This is a genomic window from Mycobacterium sp. IDUB_28 (genome assembly GCF_055419285.1).
On the sequence record NZ_JBVAXK010000007.1, the window covers coordinates 163,707 to 182,847 of the forward strand.

Annotated in this window: 18 protein-coding genes; 13 read left to right on the top strand and 5 right to left on the bottom strand. The window is 67.5% G+C overall.

Translation table 11 applies throughout. The features are described 5' to 3' along the window. Positions 1–33 precede the first annotated feature (33 nt). Positions 34–1,317 (top strand): MFS transporter, encoded by a 1,284-nt coding sequence (locus ACZYZ9_RS16505; RefSeq protein ID WP_463827340.1) that lies wholly within the window; start codon positions 34–36, stop codon positions 1,315–1,317. Between the two features lie 214 nt (positions 1,318–1,531). Further along, positions 1,532–2,824 carry a citrate synthase gene (locus ACZYZ9_RS16510; protein WP_463827341.1) on the top strand — a complete coding sequence of 431 codons (1,293 nt, stop codon included), beginning with the start codon at positions 1,532–1,534 and terminating at the stop codon, positions 2,822–2,824. On the opposite strand, the gene ACZYZ9_RS16515 is transcribed toward ACZYZ9_RS16510, so the two are convergent. Beyond that, positions 2,821–4,371, bottom strand: coding sequence for a phytoene desaturase family protein (locus ACZYZ9_RS16515; protein ID WP_463827342.1), 1,551 nt, complete (start codon positions 4,369–4,371; stop codon positions 2,821–2,823). The genes ACZYZ9_RS16510 and ACZYZ9_RS16515 overlap by 4 nt on opposite strands. A 156-nt stretch (positions 4,372–4,527) precedes the next feature. On the opposite strand from ACZYZ9_RS16515, the gene arfA reads away from it, so the two are divergent. The 3 genes from arfA to arfC are packed head-to-tail and all read left to right on the top strand — an operon-like array spanning position 4,528 to position 6,479. Next, the gene (gene arfA / locus ACZYZ9_RS16520; protein WP_463827343.1) at positions 4,528–5,559 is read left to right on the top strand and encodes a channel-forming protein ArfA/OmpATb; all 1,032 of its coding nucleotides are present in this window, start codon (positions 4,528–4,530) and stop codon (positions 5,557–5,559) included. Between the two features lie 12 nt (positions 5,560–5,571). After that, complete coding sequence (gene arfB, locus ACZYZ9_RS16525; RefSeq protein ID WP_463827344.1) at positions 5,572–5,775, top strand: channel accessory protein ArfB; 204 nt, start codon at positions 5,572–5,574, stop codon at positions 5,773–5,775. Positions 5,776–5,822: 47 nt separating this feature from the next. Continuing rightward, a complete protein-coding gene (gene arfC / locus ACZYZ9_RS16530) occupies positions 5,823–6,479 on the top strand; it encodes a channel accessory protein ArfC, sunset domain variant (protein ID WP_463827506.1) in 657 nt (218 codons plus the stop codon). Here arfC and ACZYZ9_RS16535 read toward each other — a convergent pair. Then, positions 6,476–7,816, bottom strand: coding sequence for a HAMP domain-containing sensor histidine kinase (locus ACZYZ9_RS16535; RefSeq protein ID WP_463827507.1), 1,341 nt, complete (start codon positions 7,814–7,816; stop codon positions 6,476–6,478). The genes arfC and ACZYZ9_RS16535 overlap by 4 nt on opposite strands. Positions 7,817–7,832: 16 nt before the next feature. Further along, the gene (gene prrA, locus ACZYZ9_RS16540) at positions 7,833–8,534 is read right to left on the bottom strand and encodes a two-component system response regulator PrrA (RefSeq protein ID WP_036364553.1); all 702 of its coding nucleotides are present in this window, start codon (positions 8,532–8,534) and stop codon (positions 7,833–7,835) included. 275 nt (positions 8,535–8,809) lie between these two features. On the opposite strand from prrA, the gene ACZYZ9_RS16545 reads away from it, so the two are divergent. Then, positions 8,810–9,451 (top strand): 6TM ABC transporter family protein, encoded by a 642-nt coding sequence (locus ACZYZ9_RS16545; protein WP_463827345.1) that lies wholly within the window; start codon positions 8,810–8,812, stop codon positions 9,449–9,451. On the opposite strand, the gene ACZYZ9_RS16550 is transcribed toward ACZYZ9_RS16545, so the two are convergent. Both ACZYZ9_RS16550 and ACZYZ9_RS16555 read right to left on the bottom strand, forming a co-directional pair. Further along, on the bottom strand, positions 9,417–10,028 hold the full coding sequence (locus ACZYZ9_RS16550) for a TetR/AcrR family transcriptional regulator (RefSeq protein WP_463827346.1): 612 nt from the start codon (positions 10,026–10,028) through the stop codon (positions 9,417–9,419). The genes ACZYZ9_RS16545 and ACZYZ9_RS16550 overlap by 35 nt on opposite strands. Positions 10,029–10,133: 105 nt before the next feature. Then, positions 10,134–11,618, bottom strand: a complete 1,485-nt coding sequence (locus ACZYZ9_RS16555; protein WP_463827347.1) for a carboxyl transferase domain-containing protein — start codon at positions 11,616–11,618, stop codon at positions 10,134–10,136. 28 nt (positions 11,619–11,646) lie between these two features. On the opposite strand from ACZYZ9_RS16555, the gene ACZYZ9_RS16560 reads away from it, so the two are divergent. The 7 genes from ACZYZ9_RS16560 to ACZYZ9_RS16590 all read left to right on the top strand — a co-directional run bounded on the left by ACZYZ9_RS16560 (position 11,647) and on the right by ACZYZ9_RS16590 (position 19,104). Further along, the gene (locus ACZYZ9_RS16560) at positions 11,647–12,378 is read left to right on the top strand and encodes an enoyl-CoA hydratase (protein ID WP_463827348.1); all 732 of its coding nucleotides are present in this window, start codon (positions 11,647–11,649) and stop codon (positions 12,376–12,378) included. 5 nt (positions 12,379–12,383) lie between these two features. Then, complete coding sequence (locus ACZYZ9_RS16565) at positions 12,384–13,502, top strand: MBL fold metallo-hydrolase (protein WP_463827349.1); 1,119 nt, start codon at positions 12,384–12,386, stop codon at positions 13,500–13,502. A 58-nt stretch (positions 13,503–13,560) separates the two neighbouring features. Further along, positions 13,561–15,144, top strand: a complete 1,584-nt coding sequence (locus ACZYZ9_RS16570; protein WP_463827350.1) for a serine hydrolase — start codon at positions 13,561–13,563, stop codon at positions 15,142–15,144. After that, complete coding sequence (locus ACZYZ9_RS16575) at positions 15,141–17,528, top strand: cation-translocating P-type ATPase (RefSeq protein WP_463827351.1); 2,388 nt, start codon at positions 15,141–15,143, stop codon at positions 17,526–17,528. The genes ACZYZ9_RS16570 and ACZYZ9_RS16575 overlap by 4 nt, the downstream gene beginning before the upstream one ends. A gap of 70 nt (positions 17,529–17,598) precedes the next feature. Beyond that, positions 17,599–17,778 (top strand): antitoxin, encoded by a 180-nt coding sequence (locus ACZYZ9_RS16580; protein ID WP_463827352.1) that lies wholly within the window; start codon positions 17,599–17,601, stop codon positions 17,776–17,778. Positions 17,779–17,784: 6 nt separating this feature from the next. Next, entirely contained in the window at positions 17,785–18,261 is a 477-nt protein-coding gene (locus ACZYZ9_RS16585; RefSeq protein WP_463827353.1) for a type II toxin-antitoxin system Rv0910 family toxin, read from the top strand. A 69-nt stretch (positions 18,262–18,330) separates the two neighbouring features. Then, the gene (locus ACZYZ9_RS16590) at positions 18,331–19,104 is read left to right on the top strand and encodes a VOC family protein (RefSeq protein WP_463827354.1); all 774 of its coding nucleotides are present in this window, start codon (positions 18,331–18,333) and stop codon (positions 19,102–19,104) included. The last annotated feature ends 37 nt before the right edge of the window (positions 19,105–19,141 follow it).

Sequence of the window (19,141 nt, forward strand, 5' to 3'; positions counted from 1 at the left end):
ACCTCAATTTGGGGCGGGATACCCTCGTCGGCGATGCCCCTCTTCGCGGACACCGCGCCGCTGCGCACCCGCGATTTCCGCCGGCTCTGGGTGGCGGGCATCCCCACCGTCATCGGGGCCAACCTGACGATCTTCGCGGTCCCGGTTCAGATCTACGCGCTGACGCAGAACTCCGCGTACGTGGGACTGGCCGGGCTGTTCTCGTTGGTACCGCTGGTGGTGTTCGGGCTGCTGGGGGGTGCCTGGGCCGATGCCATGGATCGCCGGGTGTTGTTGATCGTCGCCTCCTGCGGGCTGGCGGTGGCGTCGCTGCTGCTGTGGCTGCAGGCCGCGCTGGCAGTCAACGACGTCTGGGTGGTGTTGTGCCTGCTGGCGGTGCAGCAGGCGTTCTTCGCGGTGAACTCGCCGGCACGCTCGGCGGCGATTCCGCGGATGGTGGCAGGGGAGCAGCTGCCTGCCGCCAATGCACTGAACATGACGGTGAGCCAGTTCGGCGCGATCGCCGGTCCGATGCTGGCCGGGGTGCTGCTGAACTGGGTGGACCTGTCCGCGCTGTATCTGATCGATGCGATCACCTGTCTGTTGCCGATCTGGGCGACCGTCCGGTTGGCGCCCATGCCCGCGGTGGCGGTCGACGAGACCCGACGCTGGGGTCTCGGTGCGGTGCTGGACGGTTTTCGCTACCTGGCCGGCAACACCGTGGTGCTGATGTCCTTCGTCGTGGACCTGATCGCGATGATCTTCGGCATGCCACGGGCACTGTTCCCGCAGCTGGCCCACGAGAGCTTCGGCGGTCCCATCGAGGGGGGCTCGGCGATGGCGCTGCTGTCGGCGGCCATCGCCGTCGGCGCGGTGGCCGGTGGGGTGTTCTCCGGCTGGTTCCCCCGGGTCCGGCGCCAGGGCCTGACCATCGTCGTCGCGATCGTCGCCTGGGGTCTTGCCATGGTGGGTTTCGGCCTCACCAGTGGCATGGCGCACGGGCGGGCCGGCCCGATGCTGTGGATCGCGTTGGCGTTCCTGGCCTTTGGCGGTGCGGCTGACATGGTATCGGCCGCGTTCCGCTCGACGATGCTGCAACAGGCGGCCTCCGACGATGTGGTGGGCCGGCTGCAGGGGGTGTTCGCCGTGGTGGTCGGCGGTGGGCCCCGGTTGGCCGACACGCTGCACGGCGCCGCTGCGGCGGCCGTCGGCACCACCGCGGCCGCAGCCGGGGGTGGGGCACTGGTGGTGGTGGGGGTCGTCATCGCAGCCCTGATCGCGCCGGCGTTCATCAGGTACCGGACGCCGGGAGGCCAACCGGGCGCCACGCTGGGGTGACGCTCGACGCCGAGTGCCACGCTGGCGTGACGTTCGGCGTCAAAGGCGGGGACGGCGACGGCGGCATCCGGGCGCGGCCCGCCGCCAGACCTGCAGACCCGACCCCGGGCAGGCACGCCATCGCGAGAACGACTACCTTCACCTATACGCACCTAGTGCACCTGCACGCACCTAGGGCGGGCAGCCATATCAGCCTGAGCGCAAAGGGGTTCTCGTGGGCGACACCGACGACACCGCAACTCTGAAGTACCCGGGTGGCGATATCGACCTGAAGGTCGTCCACGCCACTGAAGGTGCCGACGGCATTGCGCTCGGTTCACTGCTCTCCAAGACCGGTCACACCACCTTCGACAACGGCTTTGTCAACACCGCCGCCTGCAAGAGTTCCATCACCTATATCGACGGGGACGCCGGGATCCTGCGCTACCGCGGTTACCCGATCGACCAGCTGGCGGAGAAGTCGACCTTTATCGAGGTCTCCTACCTGCTGATCTACGGTGAGCTGCCCACCAGCGACCAGCTTGCCGAGTTCACCCAGAAGATCCAGCTGCACACGATGCTGCACGAGGACCTCAAGCGGTTCTTCGATGGCTTCCCGCGCAACGCGCACCCCATGCCGGTGTTGTCCAGCACGGTCAACGCGCTCTCCGCGTACTACCCGGACTCGCTGGACCCCACGGACAACACCCAGGTCGAACTGTCGACGATCCGGTTGCTGGCCAAGCTGCCCACCATCGCCGCCTACGCGTACAAGAAGTCGGTGGGGCAGCCTTTCCTCTATCCGGACAACTCGCTCACGCTGGTGGAGAACTTCCTGCGGATGACGTTCGGGCTGCCCGCCGAACCCTACGAAGCAGACCCCGAAGTGGTGCGGGCGCTGGACATGCTGCTGATCCTGCACGCCGATCACGAGCAGAATTGCTCGACGTCGACGGTGCGCCTGGTGGGGTCGTCGCAGGCCAACCTGTTCACGTCGATCTCGGGCGGCATCAACGCCCTGTGGGGCCCGCTGCACGGCGGCGCCAACCAGGCCGTCCTGGAGATGCTCGAACAGATCAAGGAGAGCGGCGACGACGTCGGCGAGTTCGTCCGCAAGGTCAAGAACCGCGAGGCGGGCGTCAAGCTGATGGGCTTCGGCCACCGCGTGTACAAGAACTACGACCCGCGCGCCCGCATCGTTAAGGACCAGGCCGACAAGATCCTGGCCAAGCTCGGCGGGGACCCGTTGCTCGACATCGCCATCCAGCTGGAAGAGGCGGCGCTGACCGACGACTACTTCATCGAGCGCAAGCTGTACCCGAACGTGGACTTCTACACCGGCCTGATCTACCGGGCACTGGGCTTCCCGGTCCGCATGTTCACCGTGCTGTTCGCCCTGGGCCGGCTGCCCGGCTGGATCGCGCACTGGCGCGAGATGCACGACGAGGGCGACAGCAAGATCGGCCGTCCGCGCCAGATCTACACCGGTTACACCGAGCGCGACTACGCCGCCATCGACGGCCGCTAGCCGCCCGCCCACTCGGTGAGCACCGCCATCGCGGCGTTGTGCCCGCCGATGCCCGACACCGCCCCGCCGCGGCGCGCGCTGGACCCGCACCGCATGATCCGCGCGTGCCCGGTGGCGACCCCCCACCGGCGCGCCGGGGTGTCCAGCGGATCATCGTCGTCGGCGAACGGCCAGGACAATCCGCCGTGGAAGATGTTGCCCGCCGTCATTCCCAGTGTCCGCTCCAAGTCGCCGGTGGTCGTGGTCTCCAGGCACGGTCGGCCCTGCGCATCCGGCAGCAGAACATCCTGAATCGGTTCGGCCAGAACGGAATTCAGTGATGCCAGCACGGCTTCGGTGAGCGCGCCGGCATCGGCGGTCAGTGAATGCGGGGTGTGCACACCGAATACCGTCATGGTCTGCACCCCCGGGAGTGCCGGCGACACGATGCTCGGATCGGCCAGCGAATGGCAGTAGGCCTCGCACGGCAGCGGGTCGGGTAACTCGCCGCTCGACGCCCGCAGGTAGGCGGCGTCGAGTTGGGACCAGGTTTCGTTGACGTGGAACGTGCCGGCGAAAGCCTGCTGCGGGGTGACGCGCTCGTCGCGCAACCGCGGCATCCGGCGCAGCACCATGTTGACCTTGACCTGGGAACCGGGCGCCAGCATCGGTCGCGGTTCACCCAGCAGGTCGGCCAGCACCGCCGGACCCACCCCGCTGAGCACGAACCGGCCCCGAGCCACGCACTGGTCCCCGCGGCTCCGGTAGCGCACCTCGCCGTCCGGGTCGACAGCGAAAACATCTGCGCCGGTGAGTATTTCAGCTCCGTGACCGGTGGCGGCAGCAGCCAGCGCCGAGGACACCGCGCCCATGCCGCCGACCGGGACATCCCAGTCTCCGGTGCCGCCGCCCAGCACGTGATACAGCAAGCAGACGTTCTGTTGCAGTGAGGACTCGTCCAGGCGGGCGAAAGTGCCGATCAAAGCGTCGGTGGCTACCACTCCGCGGACGACGTCGTGGTCGACGGCGTCGGCGATCGCCCGCCCGATGGGCTCGTCGACCATGGCCCGCCACGCGGTCGCGGCGTCCCGATCACCCCCGTCCAGCACCAGCCGGCGCGCCTCGGCGCGGGTGCGCAGCGGTTCGAGCAACGACGGCCAGAGCCGCTGGGTCAGCAGTCGGCACTGCCGATAGAACGCGTCGAACCCCTGCTCGTCGCGCCCGGCGCCGATCGCGTCGAAGCCGCCGGGTGCCCCGACGAGCAGGCCGGTTCGACCGCCGCTGGCGGGGTCGGGGGTATAGGAGGAGTACGCGCGTCGAGTCAGCCGTACCCGTGCGCCCAAATCTTCGAGGATGCGCGGCGGCAGCAGGCTGACCAGATACGAGTAGCGCGACAGGTGGACGTCGACACCGTCGAAGGGCCGGGCCGATATGGCGGCGCCACCGACGTGTGCACGCTTTTCCAGGACCTGCACCCGTAAGCCTGCCCGGGCCAGGTATCCGGCGGCGACCAGGCCGTTGTGCCCGCCGCCGACGATGACGACATCGTGTTCGGTTGCCTCAGCCATCGGGCTACCGGTTGGCGCAACCCCGGTCACCGATGTGCGCGTTCGGCGGTGTGCTTCCGGTGGCCATTGCTACAGTCTGCCCGACGTTGCCTCGGGAACGGCCTCGGACTCGGTAGGCTGCATATCGCCTGGAAGAGCGCGAACGAGTGAGGAGCGATGGCCGGTTCAGAGGTGGGGGTCGACGAATCGCCCACGGCCGTCGAGCCCGAGCAGCAGGCCCAGCCGACCCGGCCGTTCAGCCGACAACAACTGCTGCGGCCCTGGCTGATCGCGCTGGCGCTGCTGCCGTTTCTGCTCGCCCTGATCAGCTACGGGGCATACGAGCGACCGATGGCCGTCAACGGCCCCGCCGGCGATCTGCCCACGATCACCAAGCCGTCGGGGAGCATCACGATGGCCCCGAGCCTGCAGTTGTCGCTGCTCACGATCAGTCGCAGCGGCAACAGCATCACGCTGATCGGCGATTGCCCCGACGACGCGTCCAAAGCTGCCCTGATGAGGGCACTCAAGGCATTGTTGACACCGGGAGTCAACGTGGTCGATCAGATCCGCATCGACCCGCTGACGCACGCACTCGACTTCGGCGGCGCAGAGCCGGTTTTCACCGCGGGGGCGCCCATCCCCGATCTCACCTTCAAGGTGGAAAGGGACACCGTCACGCTGACCGGTACGGCCGCATCGCCCGCGCAGAAGGAGGCGGTCGCGCGCGCGGCGGCCGGTACCTGGCCGGATGTCAACGTCGCCAACAGGATTGTGACCAGGGGACAGATCACGCCGACCGCCCCGGGTGCCGCCACACCTGCTCCCGCGCCCCCTCCGGCCGCGTCCTGCAACGACGTGCAGGCGGCCATCAACGCCATCACCGGGGGCCCGCTGGCCTTCGGTAACGACGGCGTGAGTCTGACACCGGAGGACAACGACATCCTGATCCGGGTGGCCGACAAGCTCAAAGCGTGTCCGGACGCCAAGGTGACCGTCAACGGCTACACCGACAACGCCGGCAGCGAGGCCATCAATATCCCGCTCAGCACGCAGCGCGCCACCGCCGTCGCTGAATACATCATCGCCAACGGCGTCGCCCGCGCCCGCGTCACCGTCAAGGGCCTGGGTTCGGCCAATCCGATCGCGGGCAATGACACTCCCGAGGGGCGGGCCAAGAACCGCCGCGCCGAGATCGTGGTCGGCTAGGGGGCATCAGGCATGGGTTTCGTGATCCAGTGGTTGGTCTGCCTGGTCGCCTTTGTGGCCGGTTCGGCCGTTGCCTATGGGATCGCGTTGCTGTTCAAGTCCGAAGGGCCGGACGAGACCGTTGCTGAGCCGGCCATCCAACCGGAGCCGGTCCGGCCGGCCGAGTCCGCGCAGCGCGCCGAGCCCGAGTCGTCGGAGATCGGGGCGAAAAGGTGAGCGGCCAGCTGCACTGGTGGCCGGCCGCCGCCTCATTCGGGCTCGGCATGATGCTGACCCTGGCGTTGTTGTTGCGACCGGCCAGGATTCAGATGCCGGCGTGGGTGTTCGCCGACCCGACGTCGGGTCCAGGGCGCAAGCCGGCCGCCAAGGTCTCGGCCAATGATGCCCCGACACAGCGCATTCCGGTCGCCGGGCCGCGGCCGGTGAGAAAGGCTGCCGCCAAAGCGCCGCCGAAGAAGCGCAGACCGGTTTCCGCCGATGCGGTGACCGAACGGATACCGATCGCCGCGAACAGGCCGGCGAAGAAACTGCCCGCCAAAAAGGCTGCGGTGAAGAAGGTTCCCGGCGCCAAGGTCCCGGGCAAGAAGCTGCCGCCGAAGAAGGTCAGGCCCAAAGATCCGACGCGACGGGTCTCAGTCGCGAAAGATGTTGCGACGGAGAAGATTCCGGTCAGTGATGCGGCGACGGTAGAGACGCCGTTGGTGCCCTACGCGCCCTACGGTCCCGGATCGATGCGCGCCGAACCCGACGGGTCCGGGCCGCAGGGTTGGTTGGTGAAGGGCCGCACCGATTCTCGATTGTTCTACGGACCCGATGATCCGGGTTACGACGAACTCGTCGCCCAAGTCTGGTTCGAGAACGAAGATTTCGCCAAGCGCGCGTTTTTCCTGCCGGGTCGCAACAGCGCGCGAAAAGACTAGCTCGGCCCGGGCAGTCGCAGCACCAGGCGGGCACCGCCCATCGCGCTGCTCTCCAAAGACGCTGTCCCGCCGTGCAGATGGGCCTGCTGCGCCACCAGGGCCAGGCCCAGCCCGGAGCCCGAATGCGATGCTGTCGAGCCGCGGGAGAAGCGTTCGAACACCACTTGGCGCTCCTCTTCCGGCACGCCGCTGCCGTCGTCGTCGATGGCGATCTCCACACCGGCCCGCGAGCTGACCGCCGACACCCGCACGTGGGTAGCGCCCCCGTGCTTGACGGCGTTGGCAATCGCGTTGTCCACCGCCAGCCGCAGTCCGGCCGGCATGCCGACGATGATGCAGGTGGGCGACGGCACCAGGGACACCTCGAGGTCGGGATAGCTGCGGGTGGCGTCGTGCGCGGCGCGGTCGAGCAGATCGGTGATGTCCACCGGCACGTGGTCATCGGAGGTGGACAATTCGCCCTGGGCCAGCCGCTCCAGTGCGCTCAAGGTGGCTTCGATCCGCGACTGGGTACGGATGACATCGCCCAGTACCTCCTTGCGCTGGTCGTCGGGCATGTCGAGGGTGGCCAGCACTTCGAGGTTGGTCCGCATCGCCGTCAGGGGGGTGCGCAGTTCATGTGAGGAGACCGCGGCGAAGTCACGGGCCGACGCCAGCGCTTCCTGCGTCCGGTTTTGTTCGTTCCAGATCCGTTGCAGCATGCCGCGCATGGCCTCGGCGATCTCGACGGCCTCGCTGGCGCCGTGCACTTCGACCCGCGGCGCTTCGTCGCCCGCGTCGATCGAGCGGGTCTGTTCGGCGAGTTGCTTGAACGGTCGCACCGCGAAGGCCGCCAGCAGCCAGGCGAACACCGCCGCCGCACCGATCGCGAAACTGCAGATCAGCAGCACTCTGCGGTGCAGGTTGTTGGTCTCGGCGTAGGTGGTGTCGTAGGTGGCGCCGACGGCCATCGACGTCGGTTCCGGACCGGGGATCTCGACGGTGCGTACCCGGTAACGCACCCCGTGGATGTAGGTGTCGGCGTAGTCAGACTGCAGCTTGGGCAGTTCGATGTCGGAGTTCGACTTGACCACGTCGCCGCGACGCAGCGTGATCAGGGCATCCCGGTCGTCGGGGGAGGGCGGAATTTCGTTGAGTCCGCGCGGCACGAAGGGGATTGCGAAACCGGCGGCTTCGTCCAGCCGGCGGTCCAGCCGTTCCTTGCGGTCCTTGGTGATGCCCACCCACACCACGGCGCCGACGATGAGCACCGGGATCGCGGCGCCGATCACTGTCGCAACCACCACCCGGGTCCGAAGCGACGGTGTGCGGGCGAAAATCCGCGACAGGATGTTCATCAACAACGGCAGGGCCCTACTGCATCCGGAGGACGAACCCGACTCCCCGTACGGTGTGCAGGAGACGCGGGCCGCCATTGGCCTCTAACTTGCGCCGCAGGTAACCGATGAAGACGTCGACGACATTGGTGTCGGCAGCGAAGTCGTAACCCCACACCAGCTCCAGCAGCTGCGCGCGGGACAACACCGCGGTCTTGTGTTCGGCCAGCACCGCCAACAGGTCGAACTCCCGCTTGGTCAGATCGACGTCGACCCCGTTGACCCGGGCCCGCCGGCCGGGGATGTCCACCTCCAGCGGGCCCACGGTGATGGTTTCCGACGAGGACGTCGCGGTGGCGCCGCGGCGACGCAACAGCGCGCGCACCCGTGCCACCAGCTCGGCCAGCACGAACGGCTTGACCAGGTAGTCGTCCGCGCCGGCTTCCAGGCCGGCGACGCGGTCGTCGACCGAACTGCGCGCGCTCAGCACGCAGACCGGCACGTCGTTGTCCATGGCGCGCAGGGCCGTGACGACGCTGACGCCGTCGAGCACCGGCATGTTGATGTCGAGCACGATCGCATCCGGCCGGGTTTCGGTGGCGCTGCGCAGGGCCTCGGCGCCGTCGACGGCCGTCGACACCTCGAACCCGGACAGCCGCAGACCGCGCTCCAGGGAGGCGAGCACATCGGAATCGTCGTCGACGACCAAGACCCGCGGTGAGTTGACACCAGTGTCCATGGGTTTATCTTGCCTGATTGTCGGTGACCGCGGTGGGAGGCGCGAGTTTATCGCGGGATCGGGCGCAACAGCCCGCATCACGCGCCGGTGTTGCAGCTACTCGGCAGGCAACTGTTACGGATTCGACGCCGCGCAGCGACCGCCGTTCGTCAACCGACATGCCATCATCGAATCCTGTTGGCAGGTCTCGACATCCAGCGTTGCGACCGAAACTCGATTATCCGCTTGGCTTTTCGGTCAACGCTGCGCAAACGGGATCTGGAGACGAATTCGTCGTGACTGACGTGCTGAATGCCTCACCGCCTCCGTCGCCGGTCGGCCAGCGCGCCGTGTCCGACGGGTGGCGCCGGATCGCCGGCCACCTTCGGAACCGCGCACCGTGGCGGCCGACCCTGCCCGGTGTGATCACCATTCTGGTTGCGGCGGTGGGGATTCCGTTGATAGCGCAATCCTTGGTCGACGGACCGGTGCGACACCTCGACCACCGTGGGCTGTGGGTTCTGGGCACGGCGGCGACCGCATTGGCGGTGTCCGAAACGGTGATGTTCGCCGTTCGTCGTCGGCTCGACGGGCACGCGCGGGTCACCGCCGACGTTCTGCAAACCGCCGTGGTGACGGGGTGCCTGTTGGCACTGTATTGGCCGTTGGGGTTGGTGGTCTCGGCCACGATAATGCTGTACTACCTACATGAATCCATTCGCCGCAGCGAATCGCTGGCGGCGCCGTGGCGGGCCGTGCTGGAGGTCATCCCCAACCTTGCCGGGGTGGTGCTGCTGGGGCATGGGGCGTACGCGGTGCGCCACGGCCTGATCACCATGGGCACCCTGGTCGCGTTTCTCATGATGACGCTGTCGTTGGTCGGACCGGTCATCGCGCTGTCGGCTACCGCGTCAGGACGACGTTCATCAGCTGGGTGAGCCAGGCGCGTGCGGCCGACGGGTCGCTGTCGAGCAGCAGCTGGACAGTGACACCGTCGTAGGCGGCGACGATGGCGCGTGCGGCGTCGGCGACGCTGTCGATCGATGTGTGGAATGGGATGCCATTGGCGACCATCCGCTCCTCGATGACGTGGCGCAACTGCGCCCGATGCTTCTCCCAGCGGTGCGCGAGCTCAGGCTTGCGGGCCGCATACAGCAGGAAATCGAACTTGATGAGCAGCCAGTCACGTTCGAAGAGCAGGGTGTCCACGATGCGTTCGACGGCTCCGGGCAGGTCGTTGACGGGATCGGTACCTTCCATGGCGGCGCTGACCTGGTCGGCGGTGCGGACCGCCCACTGGTCATAGAGCAGGAAGAACAATTCCTCGAGGCTGTCGAACTGCGAGTAGAAGGCACCCCTGGTGTAACCGGCCGCTTCGCACACGTCCTCGATGGTCACGTGGCCGTAGCCCTTATCGGCGAACACCCGGAATGCCGCGTCCATCAGCCGGGCACGGGTCTCGGCACGCCGTTTGGTTACCCGCGGCGTCTTGGCGGCGGTGGTTGACGTCGGCAACTCAACCTCTCCTCGATCTGCTTACTTGACGAATACGGTGCCACACGTGATCTGTATTATCCCTGTGCCACTCGCGGTGATGAGCGGACCGCCAACCCGCTGGCGTCAGCGCGTTTCGGGCAGACCGATGCGCCGGTAACGCCGCAACCGCCCGCGCAGCCGCTCGGCGTCGGGAACCGCGCGCAGCGCGTGCACTTCGACGGCGATGGCGCGCGAGAGCCGCTTCGCGAACTCCACCGGCTCGTCGGCGGCATCGGGGTGCTCGGGTACGACGGCATCGACGATCCCGGCCGCTAGCAGGTCAGTTGACCGGATTCCCTGCGCTGCCGCGAGTTCCGGCGCATGGCAGACGTCGCGGAAGACGATCGCACTGCCACCCTCCGGCGGCAGCGGTGCCAGCCAGCTGTGCAGCGCGGCCAGCACCCGGTCGGCGGGCACCATCGCCAGCGCCGGCCCGCCGCTGCCCTGGCCCATCAACACCGACACCGTCGGGGTGTCCAGCGTCACCAGCTCGGCCAAACATTGCGCAATTTGGCCAGCCAGTCCACCTTGCTCGGCCGCGGCGGACAACGCGGGCCCGGCAGTGTCGATCACCAGCACCAGCGGCAGACGCAGTTCGGCGGCTACCGCCATACCGCGCCGGGCCTCCCGCAGCGATGCCGGTCCGACGGCGTTGCCACTGCCGCCCTGAGTTCGTTGCTGACCGAGCACCACCACCGGCTGGCCGGCGAACCGCGCCAATGCCAACAGTGTCGCCACACCCCGGCCGGTTCCGGACAGCGGCACCACATCGGTGGCGCCGTGTCGCAGCAAATCCCGCACGTCGGGGCGGTCCGGGCGGCGGGAGGCCAGCACCGAATCCCAGGCGGGCACATCGGGCAACGGTTCGCAGGGTTCGCGCGCCGGCGGCGGTTGGGCTGGATCGGCGATCACCGTCAGCGCCCTGTCCAGGGTGGCGCGCAAGTCCTCGATCGCAACGACGTCGTCGATCACGCCGTGGCGCTGCAAGTTCTCCGCGGTCTGGACGCCCGGCGGGAACGGTTCGCCGTACAGCAACTCGTACACCCGCGGGCCGAGAAACCCGATCAGGGCACCCGGTTCGGCGAACGTGACATGGCCCAGCGAGCCCCACGACGCGAAGACCCCACCCGTCGTCGGATTGCGCAGATAGACCAGATACGGCAACCGCGCCTGCCGGTGCAGGCGGACGGCGGCGGCAATCTTCACCATCTGCAGGAACGCGACCGTGCCCTCCTGCATGCGCGTGCCACCAGAGCACGGCGACGCCAGCAACGGCAGCCCCTCAGCGGTCGCCCGCTCTACCGCCGAGGTGATCCGTTCGGCCGCGGCCACCCCGATCGAGCCGGCCAGAAAGTCGAAGTCACAGACCACCACCGCCACCCGGCGTCCGAACACCCGTCCCTCGCCGGTGGACACCGACTCGTCGCGGCCGGACTTCGACCGGGCTTCGGCCAGTTCACGCGCATAGGCCGGCGGAATCGGCAATGCAGGCGGAGCGCTGTCCCAGCTCAGGAACGAACCCTGGTCAAGGACCGCATCACGCAGTTGATCGGTCGTGATACGGCTCACACAGATGAGGCTATATATCGTGGTGCCCATGATCGGTATCACCCGGACCGAAGCCGTCCTGACCATTGAGCTGCAGCGGCCGGACCGGCGTAACGCGCTGAACTCCCAGCTCGTCGAGGAGCTGCGCGAGGCGCTGCTCAAGGCGGGCGACGGGTCGGTACGGGCGATCGTGCTGACCGGCCAGGGGTCCGCCTTCTGCGCGGGCGCCGACCTGTCCGGCGACGCTTTCGCCGCCGACTATCCCGACCGGCTCGTCGAGCTGCACAGGGTCATGGACGCCACATTGATCCCGGTGATCGGCGCCATCAACGGCCCCGCGATCGGCGCCGGGCTGCAGCTGGCCATGCAATGCGACCTGCGAGTGGTCGCGCCGGATGCCTTCTTTCAATTTCCGACCTCGAAATACGGTCTGGCGCTGGACAACTGGAGCATCCGACGGCTGTCGTCGCTGGTCGGCCACGGACGGGCCCGGTCGATGCTGCTGACCGCGGAGAAGCTCACCGCCGACACCGCGTTGCAGACCGGAATGGCCAACCGGATCGGCACGGTGGCCGACGCGCAGGCGTGGGGCGCCGAAATCGCCGGACTGGCACCGCTGGCTATCCAGCATGCCAAGCGGGTACTCAACGACGACGGCTCCATCGAGCAACCCTCACCGGAGCACAAGGAACTCTTCGACAAGGCCTGGGCCAGTCAGGATGTGATCGAGGCGCAGGTGGCCAGGATCGAGAAGCGGCCACCGAAATTCCAGGGAGCTTGACGGACATGACGAACCGGGCGCTGCGACTGGCCGCCGGCACCGCCTCGCTGGCGGCAGGTGGCTGGTTGATGCGGGCCCTGCACGGTGCACCCTCGGCGTTGGGCGCCGACCCCGCGGCCCTCGAAGCCGCCGCAGCGGGGTCACCGAACTACCGCGACGGGGCCTTCGTCAACATCGACCCCGGCTCGCTGTACGTCATGAACCGTGAACAGCTGCGTCAGATCGCCTGGGAGCTGGTGGGAGCGCGCGTGCACAGCCGCCCCGCGCGTCCCATCCCGCTGGCCTCGCCCGCCATCTATCAGGGTGAGCCGGCGCAGCTGGCGGTCAGCTGGTTCGGTCACTCGACGGCGCTGCTGGAAATCGACGGTTACCGCGTGCTCACCGACCCGGTGTGGAGCGACCGGTGTTCACCGTCGGATCTGGTGGGCCCGCAACGGCTGCATCCGCCGCCGGTGCAGGTGGAAGGCCTGCCCGCGGTCGACGCCGTGGTGATCAGCCACGACCACTACGACCACCTCGACATCGACACCGTGCTCGCGCTGGCCCGCATGCAGCGGGCGCCGTTCTTCGTACCGCTCGGTGTCGGCGCACACCTGCGCTCCTGGGGCATCCCCGAGCAGCGCATCGTCGAACTCGACTGGAATCAGAGTGCCCAGGTCGACGAGCTCACCATCGTCTGCGTGCCGGCGCGGCACTTCTCCGGGCGTTTCCTCAGCCGCAACAACACCCTGTGGGCGTCGTGGGCGTTCGTCGGGCCATCACGTCGTGCCTACTTCGGTGGCGACACCGGCTACACCAAGAGCTTCGCCGAAATAGGCGCCGAGCATGGACCGTTCGACCTGACTCTGATGCCGATCGGTGCCTACAACACCGCGTGGCCGGACATCCACATGAACCCCGAAGAGGCAGTGCGGGCCCATCTGGATGTCACCGACTCCGGGTCGGGCCTGCTGGTGCCGATTCACTGGGGGACGTTCCGGTTGGCGCCGCATCCGTGGTCCGAGCCGGTCGAGCGGGTACTCAAAGCGGCCGAGCCCGATGGGGTTCAGGTTGCGGTACCCAACCCGGGACAGCGGATCGACACGGTCTCGCCGGTGCGGTTCAACCCGTGGTGGCGGCTCTGAGTCGGTAAGTGATGTGCGCCGTGGCCGGCGCGCATCGTCGTCGGGCTAGTGTGCGGCCATGACGAATCGCGCGGCGGCAGCCGCAGTCGTACTGCTGATGGCGGCTCTCGTCGGATGCGGGCCCGGGCAGCCGGCAGCCAACCCCTCGTCTCCGCTGCCCCAGGTGCCCCCCAACGAATTCTCGGGCCTGCAGATCCCGGCCAGCCGCATCGACGAAGCCGTCGCCCGGGTGGACGGCCTGGTGGCCGAGCTGATGAAGAACAGCGGTATCCCGGGGCTGGCGGTGGCCATCGTGCACGGCGGAAAGACGTTGTACGCCAAGGGCTTCGGTATCAGAGATGCCGGCAGACCGGACAGCCCGGAGAACAGGGTGGACGCCGACACGGTGTTCCAGCTGGCCTCGATCTCGAAGTCGGTCGGTGCGACGGTGGTGGCGCACGAAGTCACCACCGGTTCGATCACCTGGGACACCCCGGTGGTTTCGAAGCTGCCGTGGTTCGCGCTCAGCGACCCCTACGTCACCGAGCACGTGAGCGTCGCTGACCTGTACTCGCATCGCTCCGGGCTGCCCGATCACGCCGGCGATGCGTTGGAGGACTTGGGTTACGACCGTCGGCAGGTGCTGGAACGACTGAAGTACCTGCCCCTGGCGTCGTTTCGAAACAGCTACGCCTACACCAATTTCGGTGTCACCGCCGCCGCCAGCGCGGTAGCCGCTGCGGCCGGTGAGTCCTGGGAAGACCTGTCCCGCGAGGTGCTCTACCGGCCCCTGGGCATGGAGTCGACCAGTTCGCGGTTCGCCGATTTCCTGGCCCGCCCCAACCGGGCGGTCGGCCACCTCAAGGTCGGTGACAAATGGGAGGCCCGCTTCCAGCGCGACCCCGATGCCCAGACCCCGGCGGGCGGGGTGAGTTCCTCGGTCAACGACATGGCGCGCTGGCTGACCATGCTGCTGGCCGGCGGCACCTACAACGGGCAACGGATCGCCTCGCCCGAAGCGTTGCTCTCCGCGTACACCCCGCAGGTGATCTCGACCAAGACGCGGAACCCGAAGGCACGGTCCGGCACCTACGGATACGGATTCAACGTGTCGGTGACCTCGTCGGGGCGCACCGAGTACAGCCATTCCGGCGCTTTCGGACTCGGCGCCGCAACGAATTTCGTAGCGCTGCCGGCCGAGGACATCGCCATCGTCGCCCTGACCAACGCGGCCCCGTACGGCGTGCCGGAGGCGCTCACCGCCGAGTTCATGGATCTCGTGCAGTATGGCCAGGTACGGGAGGATTGGGCCACGTTGTACCGTCAGCAACTCGCCCCGATGAACAATCCGGACGGTTCCCTGGTCGGTAAGCAACCACCGGTCAGCCCTGCCCCGGCCCGGCCGCTGAGCGAGTACGTTGGGGTGTACGCGAGCGACTATTGGGGGCCCGCCACCGTGACCGATCACGACGGCCGATTGCAGCTGATGCTGGGGCCGAAGAACCAGATATACGACCTGTCGCACTGGGACGGCGACATCTTCACCTTCGGGCTCTCGAACGAAAACGCATTGCCCGGAACGATTTCCAAGGCCACCTTTACCGGCGGCGAACTGAACCTGGAGTATTACGACTCCGACAAACTCGGAACCTTCCACAGATGACCGCCCCGCCGTCCGTCGCCGGACTCACCGATGCCGAAGTGGCGCAACGGATTAACGACGGCCGCAGCAACGACATCCCGGAACGCGCCACCCGCAGCATCGCGCACATCGTGCGGGCCAACGTCTTCACCCGGATCAACGCCATCCTGGGTGTGCTGTTCGCCATCGTGCTGGTGACCGGCTCGGTGATCAACGGGCTGTTCGGGCTGCTCATCGTCGCCAACAGCGTCATCGGGATGTTCCAGGAGATCCGCGCCAAGCAGACGTTGGACAAGCTGGCCATCGTGGGTCAGGCAAAGCCGGTGGTGCGCAGGCAGTCTGGGACTGGCGAGATCCCTCCCGACCAGGTGGTGCTCGACGACGTCATCGAGGTCGGCCCGGGCGACCAGATCGTGGTCGACGGCGAAATCCTCGAAGCCGACAACCTGGAGGTCGACGAATCGCTGTTGACCGGCGAGGCGGACCCGATCGTCAAGGAACCCGCAGACCTGGTGATGTCGGGCAGTTTCGTCGTCGCCGGCACCGGAGCCTACCGCGCCACCAAGGTCGGCCGCGATGCCTACGCTGCCCGCCTGGCCGCCGAGGCCAGCAAGTTCACCCTGGTCAAATCCGAACTGCGCAATGGCATCAACCGAATTCTGCAGTTCATCACCTACCTGCTGATACCGGCAGGCCTGCTCACCATTTACACGCAGATGTTCACCACGAACGTGGGTTGGCGCCAGTCCGTGCTGGCGACCGTGGGAGCGCTGGTGCCGATGGTGCCGGAAGGTCTGGTGCTGATGACCTCGATCGCGTTCGCGGTCGGCGTCGTCCGACTCGGCCGGCGGCAGTGCCTGGTCCAGGAATTGCCCGCCATCGAGGGGCTGGCCCGGGTCGACGTCGTCTGCGCCGACAAGACCGGAACGCTGACCGAAAACGGCATGCGGGTCGCCGACGTCGAAGAGCTGGACCCCGCCGGGGAGAGCCTCGACGAGGTGTTGGCCGCCCTGGCCGCGGCCGACCCCCGCCCCAACGCCAGCATGCAGGCGATCGCCGAGGCGTATCCCACCGCACCGAATTGGACCGCCACGGCCACAGCGCCTTTCAAGTCCGCGACGAAATGGAGCGGGGTGTCCTACCGCGACCACGGCGACTGGGTGATCGGTGCGCCCGATGTGTTGCTCGAACCGGATTCGGCTGCCGCCGCGCGGGCCGAGGAGATCGGCGGGCAGGGCTTGCGGGTGCTGCTGCTGGGGGCGAGCGCCACCGCGGTGAACGATCCTGACGCGCCGGGCGCCGTCACCCCGGCTGCGCTGGTGGTGCTGGAACAGAAGGTACGTCCGGATGCCTGCGAGACCTTGGAATACTTTGCCGCCCAGGGTGTCACGGTCAAAGTGATGTCCGGCGACAATGCCGTGTCGGTGGGCGCGGTGGCCGGCGCACTCGGCTTGCACGGCGAGACGATGGATGCCCGTCGCCTGCCCTCCGAACCCGCTGAACTGGCCGACGCGCTGGATTCCCACACCACCTTCGGCCGGGTCCGGCCCGACCAGAAGCGCACCATGGTGCACGCCCTGCAGACACGCGGGCACACCGTGGCAATGACCGGCGACGGGGTCAACGACGTGCTCGCCCTCAAGGACGCCGACATCGGCGTAGCGATGGGAGCGGGCAGTCCCGCGGCACGCGCGGTGGCCCAATTGGTGTTGCTGGACAACAGGTTCGCGACGTTGCCGTATGTGGTGGCCGAAGGCCGCCGGGTGATCGGCAACATCGAGCGGGTGGCCAGTCTGTTCCTGACCAAAACGGTGTACTCGGCGCTGCTGGCCTTGCTCGTGGGGATCGAGTGCCTGCTCGCCAAGCCGCTGGGGGCCGATCCGCTGCTGTTTCCGTTCCAACCGATTCACGTCACGATCGCGGCCTGGTTCACCATCGGCATTCCGTCGTTCATCTTGTCGCTGGCGCCCAACGACGAGCGTGCCTACCCGGGTTTCGTTCGGCGGGTGGTGACGTCGGCGTTGCCGTCCGGCCTGGTGGTCGGAATCGCGACCTTCACCTCGTATCTGACCGCCTATCACGGCCGCCACGCGACCGGGGTACAGCAGGACCAAGCGTCGACCACGGCGTTGATCACCTTGCTGGTCACCGCGGTGTGGGTGCTCGCGGTGGCGGCGCGACCCTATAAATGGTGGCGGTTGGCGCTGGTGATCGTTTCGGTGTTGGCCTACGTGCTGATCTTCAGCCTGCCGTGGGCGCAGCAGAAGTTCTTCCTCGATCCCTCGAATCTCTGGGCGACGACCAGAGCGCTGGGTATCGGTGCGCTGGGGGCGGCGGCAATCGAGGCGATCTGGTGGCTGCGGGCCCGGATCCTCGGCGTCAAACCGCAGGTGTGGCATCGATAGCGGCGGCAAGTAGGGTGGACCGGCGAATCAGGGTTTCCCCGGGGAGGAGACCCTGGGAAAGGGAAATGGCATGGGATTCATCGACAAAGCCAAGGACCTGCTGTCGCAGAACGCCGACAAGGTCGAGACCGTGATCGACAAGGCCGGCGATTTCGTGAACGAAAAGACGCAGCACAAATACTCCGACACCATCCACAAGGTGCAGGAGGGGGCCAAGAAGGCGGCCGGCCCCGGCGGCCGGCAGGGCTAGCGGCAGATGGCGAAACTTTCCGGGGCCATCGACGTCCCGCTTTCGCCCGACGAGGCGTGGCGGCACGCCTCGGACCTGACGCGGTACAAGGACTGGCTGACCATCCACAAGGTCTGGCGCAGCAAGCTGCCCGAGGTGATCGAGAAGGGCACGGTCCTCGAGTCCTACGTCGAGGTCAAAGGGATGACCAACCGGATCAAATGGACGATCGTGCGCTACAAGCCGCCGGAAGGCATGACGCTCAACGGTGACGGCGTGGGCGGTGTGAAGGTCAAGCTGATCGCCAAGGTCGCACCCAAAGACGACGGGACCTCCGTGGTCAGCTTCGACGTGCACCTCGGCGGCCCGGCTCTGTTCGGACCGATCGGCATGGTGGTGGCTGCGGCACTGCGCAGCGACATCCGGGACTCGCTGCAGAATTTCGTCCGGGTGTTCACCCGTCCCGACCCGGGTATGAACGGCGATCGAGTCGCGCAGCGCTGAGCTGTCGATGAGTTTCCGGGTCGGGCCGAGTCACTACTTGCGACCCCCAACCGACCGAGGAGGAAACTCGTGCCAACCCGTACCGACGCCCCGCTGGGCGCCCCCTGCTGGATCGACCTGACGACATCGGACGTCGACCGCGCCCAGGACTTCTACGGCACCGTGTTCGGCTGGACCTTCGAGTCCGCCGGACCCGACTACGGCGGTTACATCAACGCCGCCAAGGACGGTCGCCCGGTCGCGGGCATGATGGCCAACAACCCGGAATGGCAGATGCCCGACACCTGGGCCACGTACTTCCACACCGCCGATATCCAGGCCGGCGTCGCGGCGCTGAAGGCCGCCGGTGGCCAGGGATGCCTGGAACCGATGGAGGTGCCCGACCAGGGCTTCATGGCCGTGGGCACTGACCCGTCGGGGGCGACCCTGGGTTTGTGGCAACCCCTCGAGCACCGCGGTTTCGAGGTGATCGGCGAGGCCGGCGCTCCGGTCTGGCATCAGTTGACCACCCGCGACTATCGCGCCGCCGTCGACTTCTACCGCGAGGTCTTCGGCTGGCACACTCAGCAGGAAAGCGACACCGACGAATTCCGTTACACCACCGCGTGGTTCGGTGATCAACAGCTGCTCGGTGTGATGGACGGCGCTGCGGTCCTGCCCGCGGGCACGCCGTCGCAGTGGAGCATTTTCTTCGGCGCGGAGGATGTCGACAAAACCCTGCAGATGGTCGTCGACCAGGGTGGGGCGGTGGTGCGGCCGGCCGAGGACACCCCCTACGGGCGACTCGCCGCTGTCACCGACCACACCGGTGCACGGTTCAACTTGTCGTCGCTGCAGGGCTGACACCCGGCGGCGCGGATCGCGTCAGATAACCTCGCAC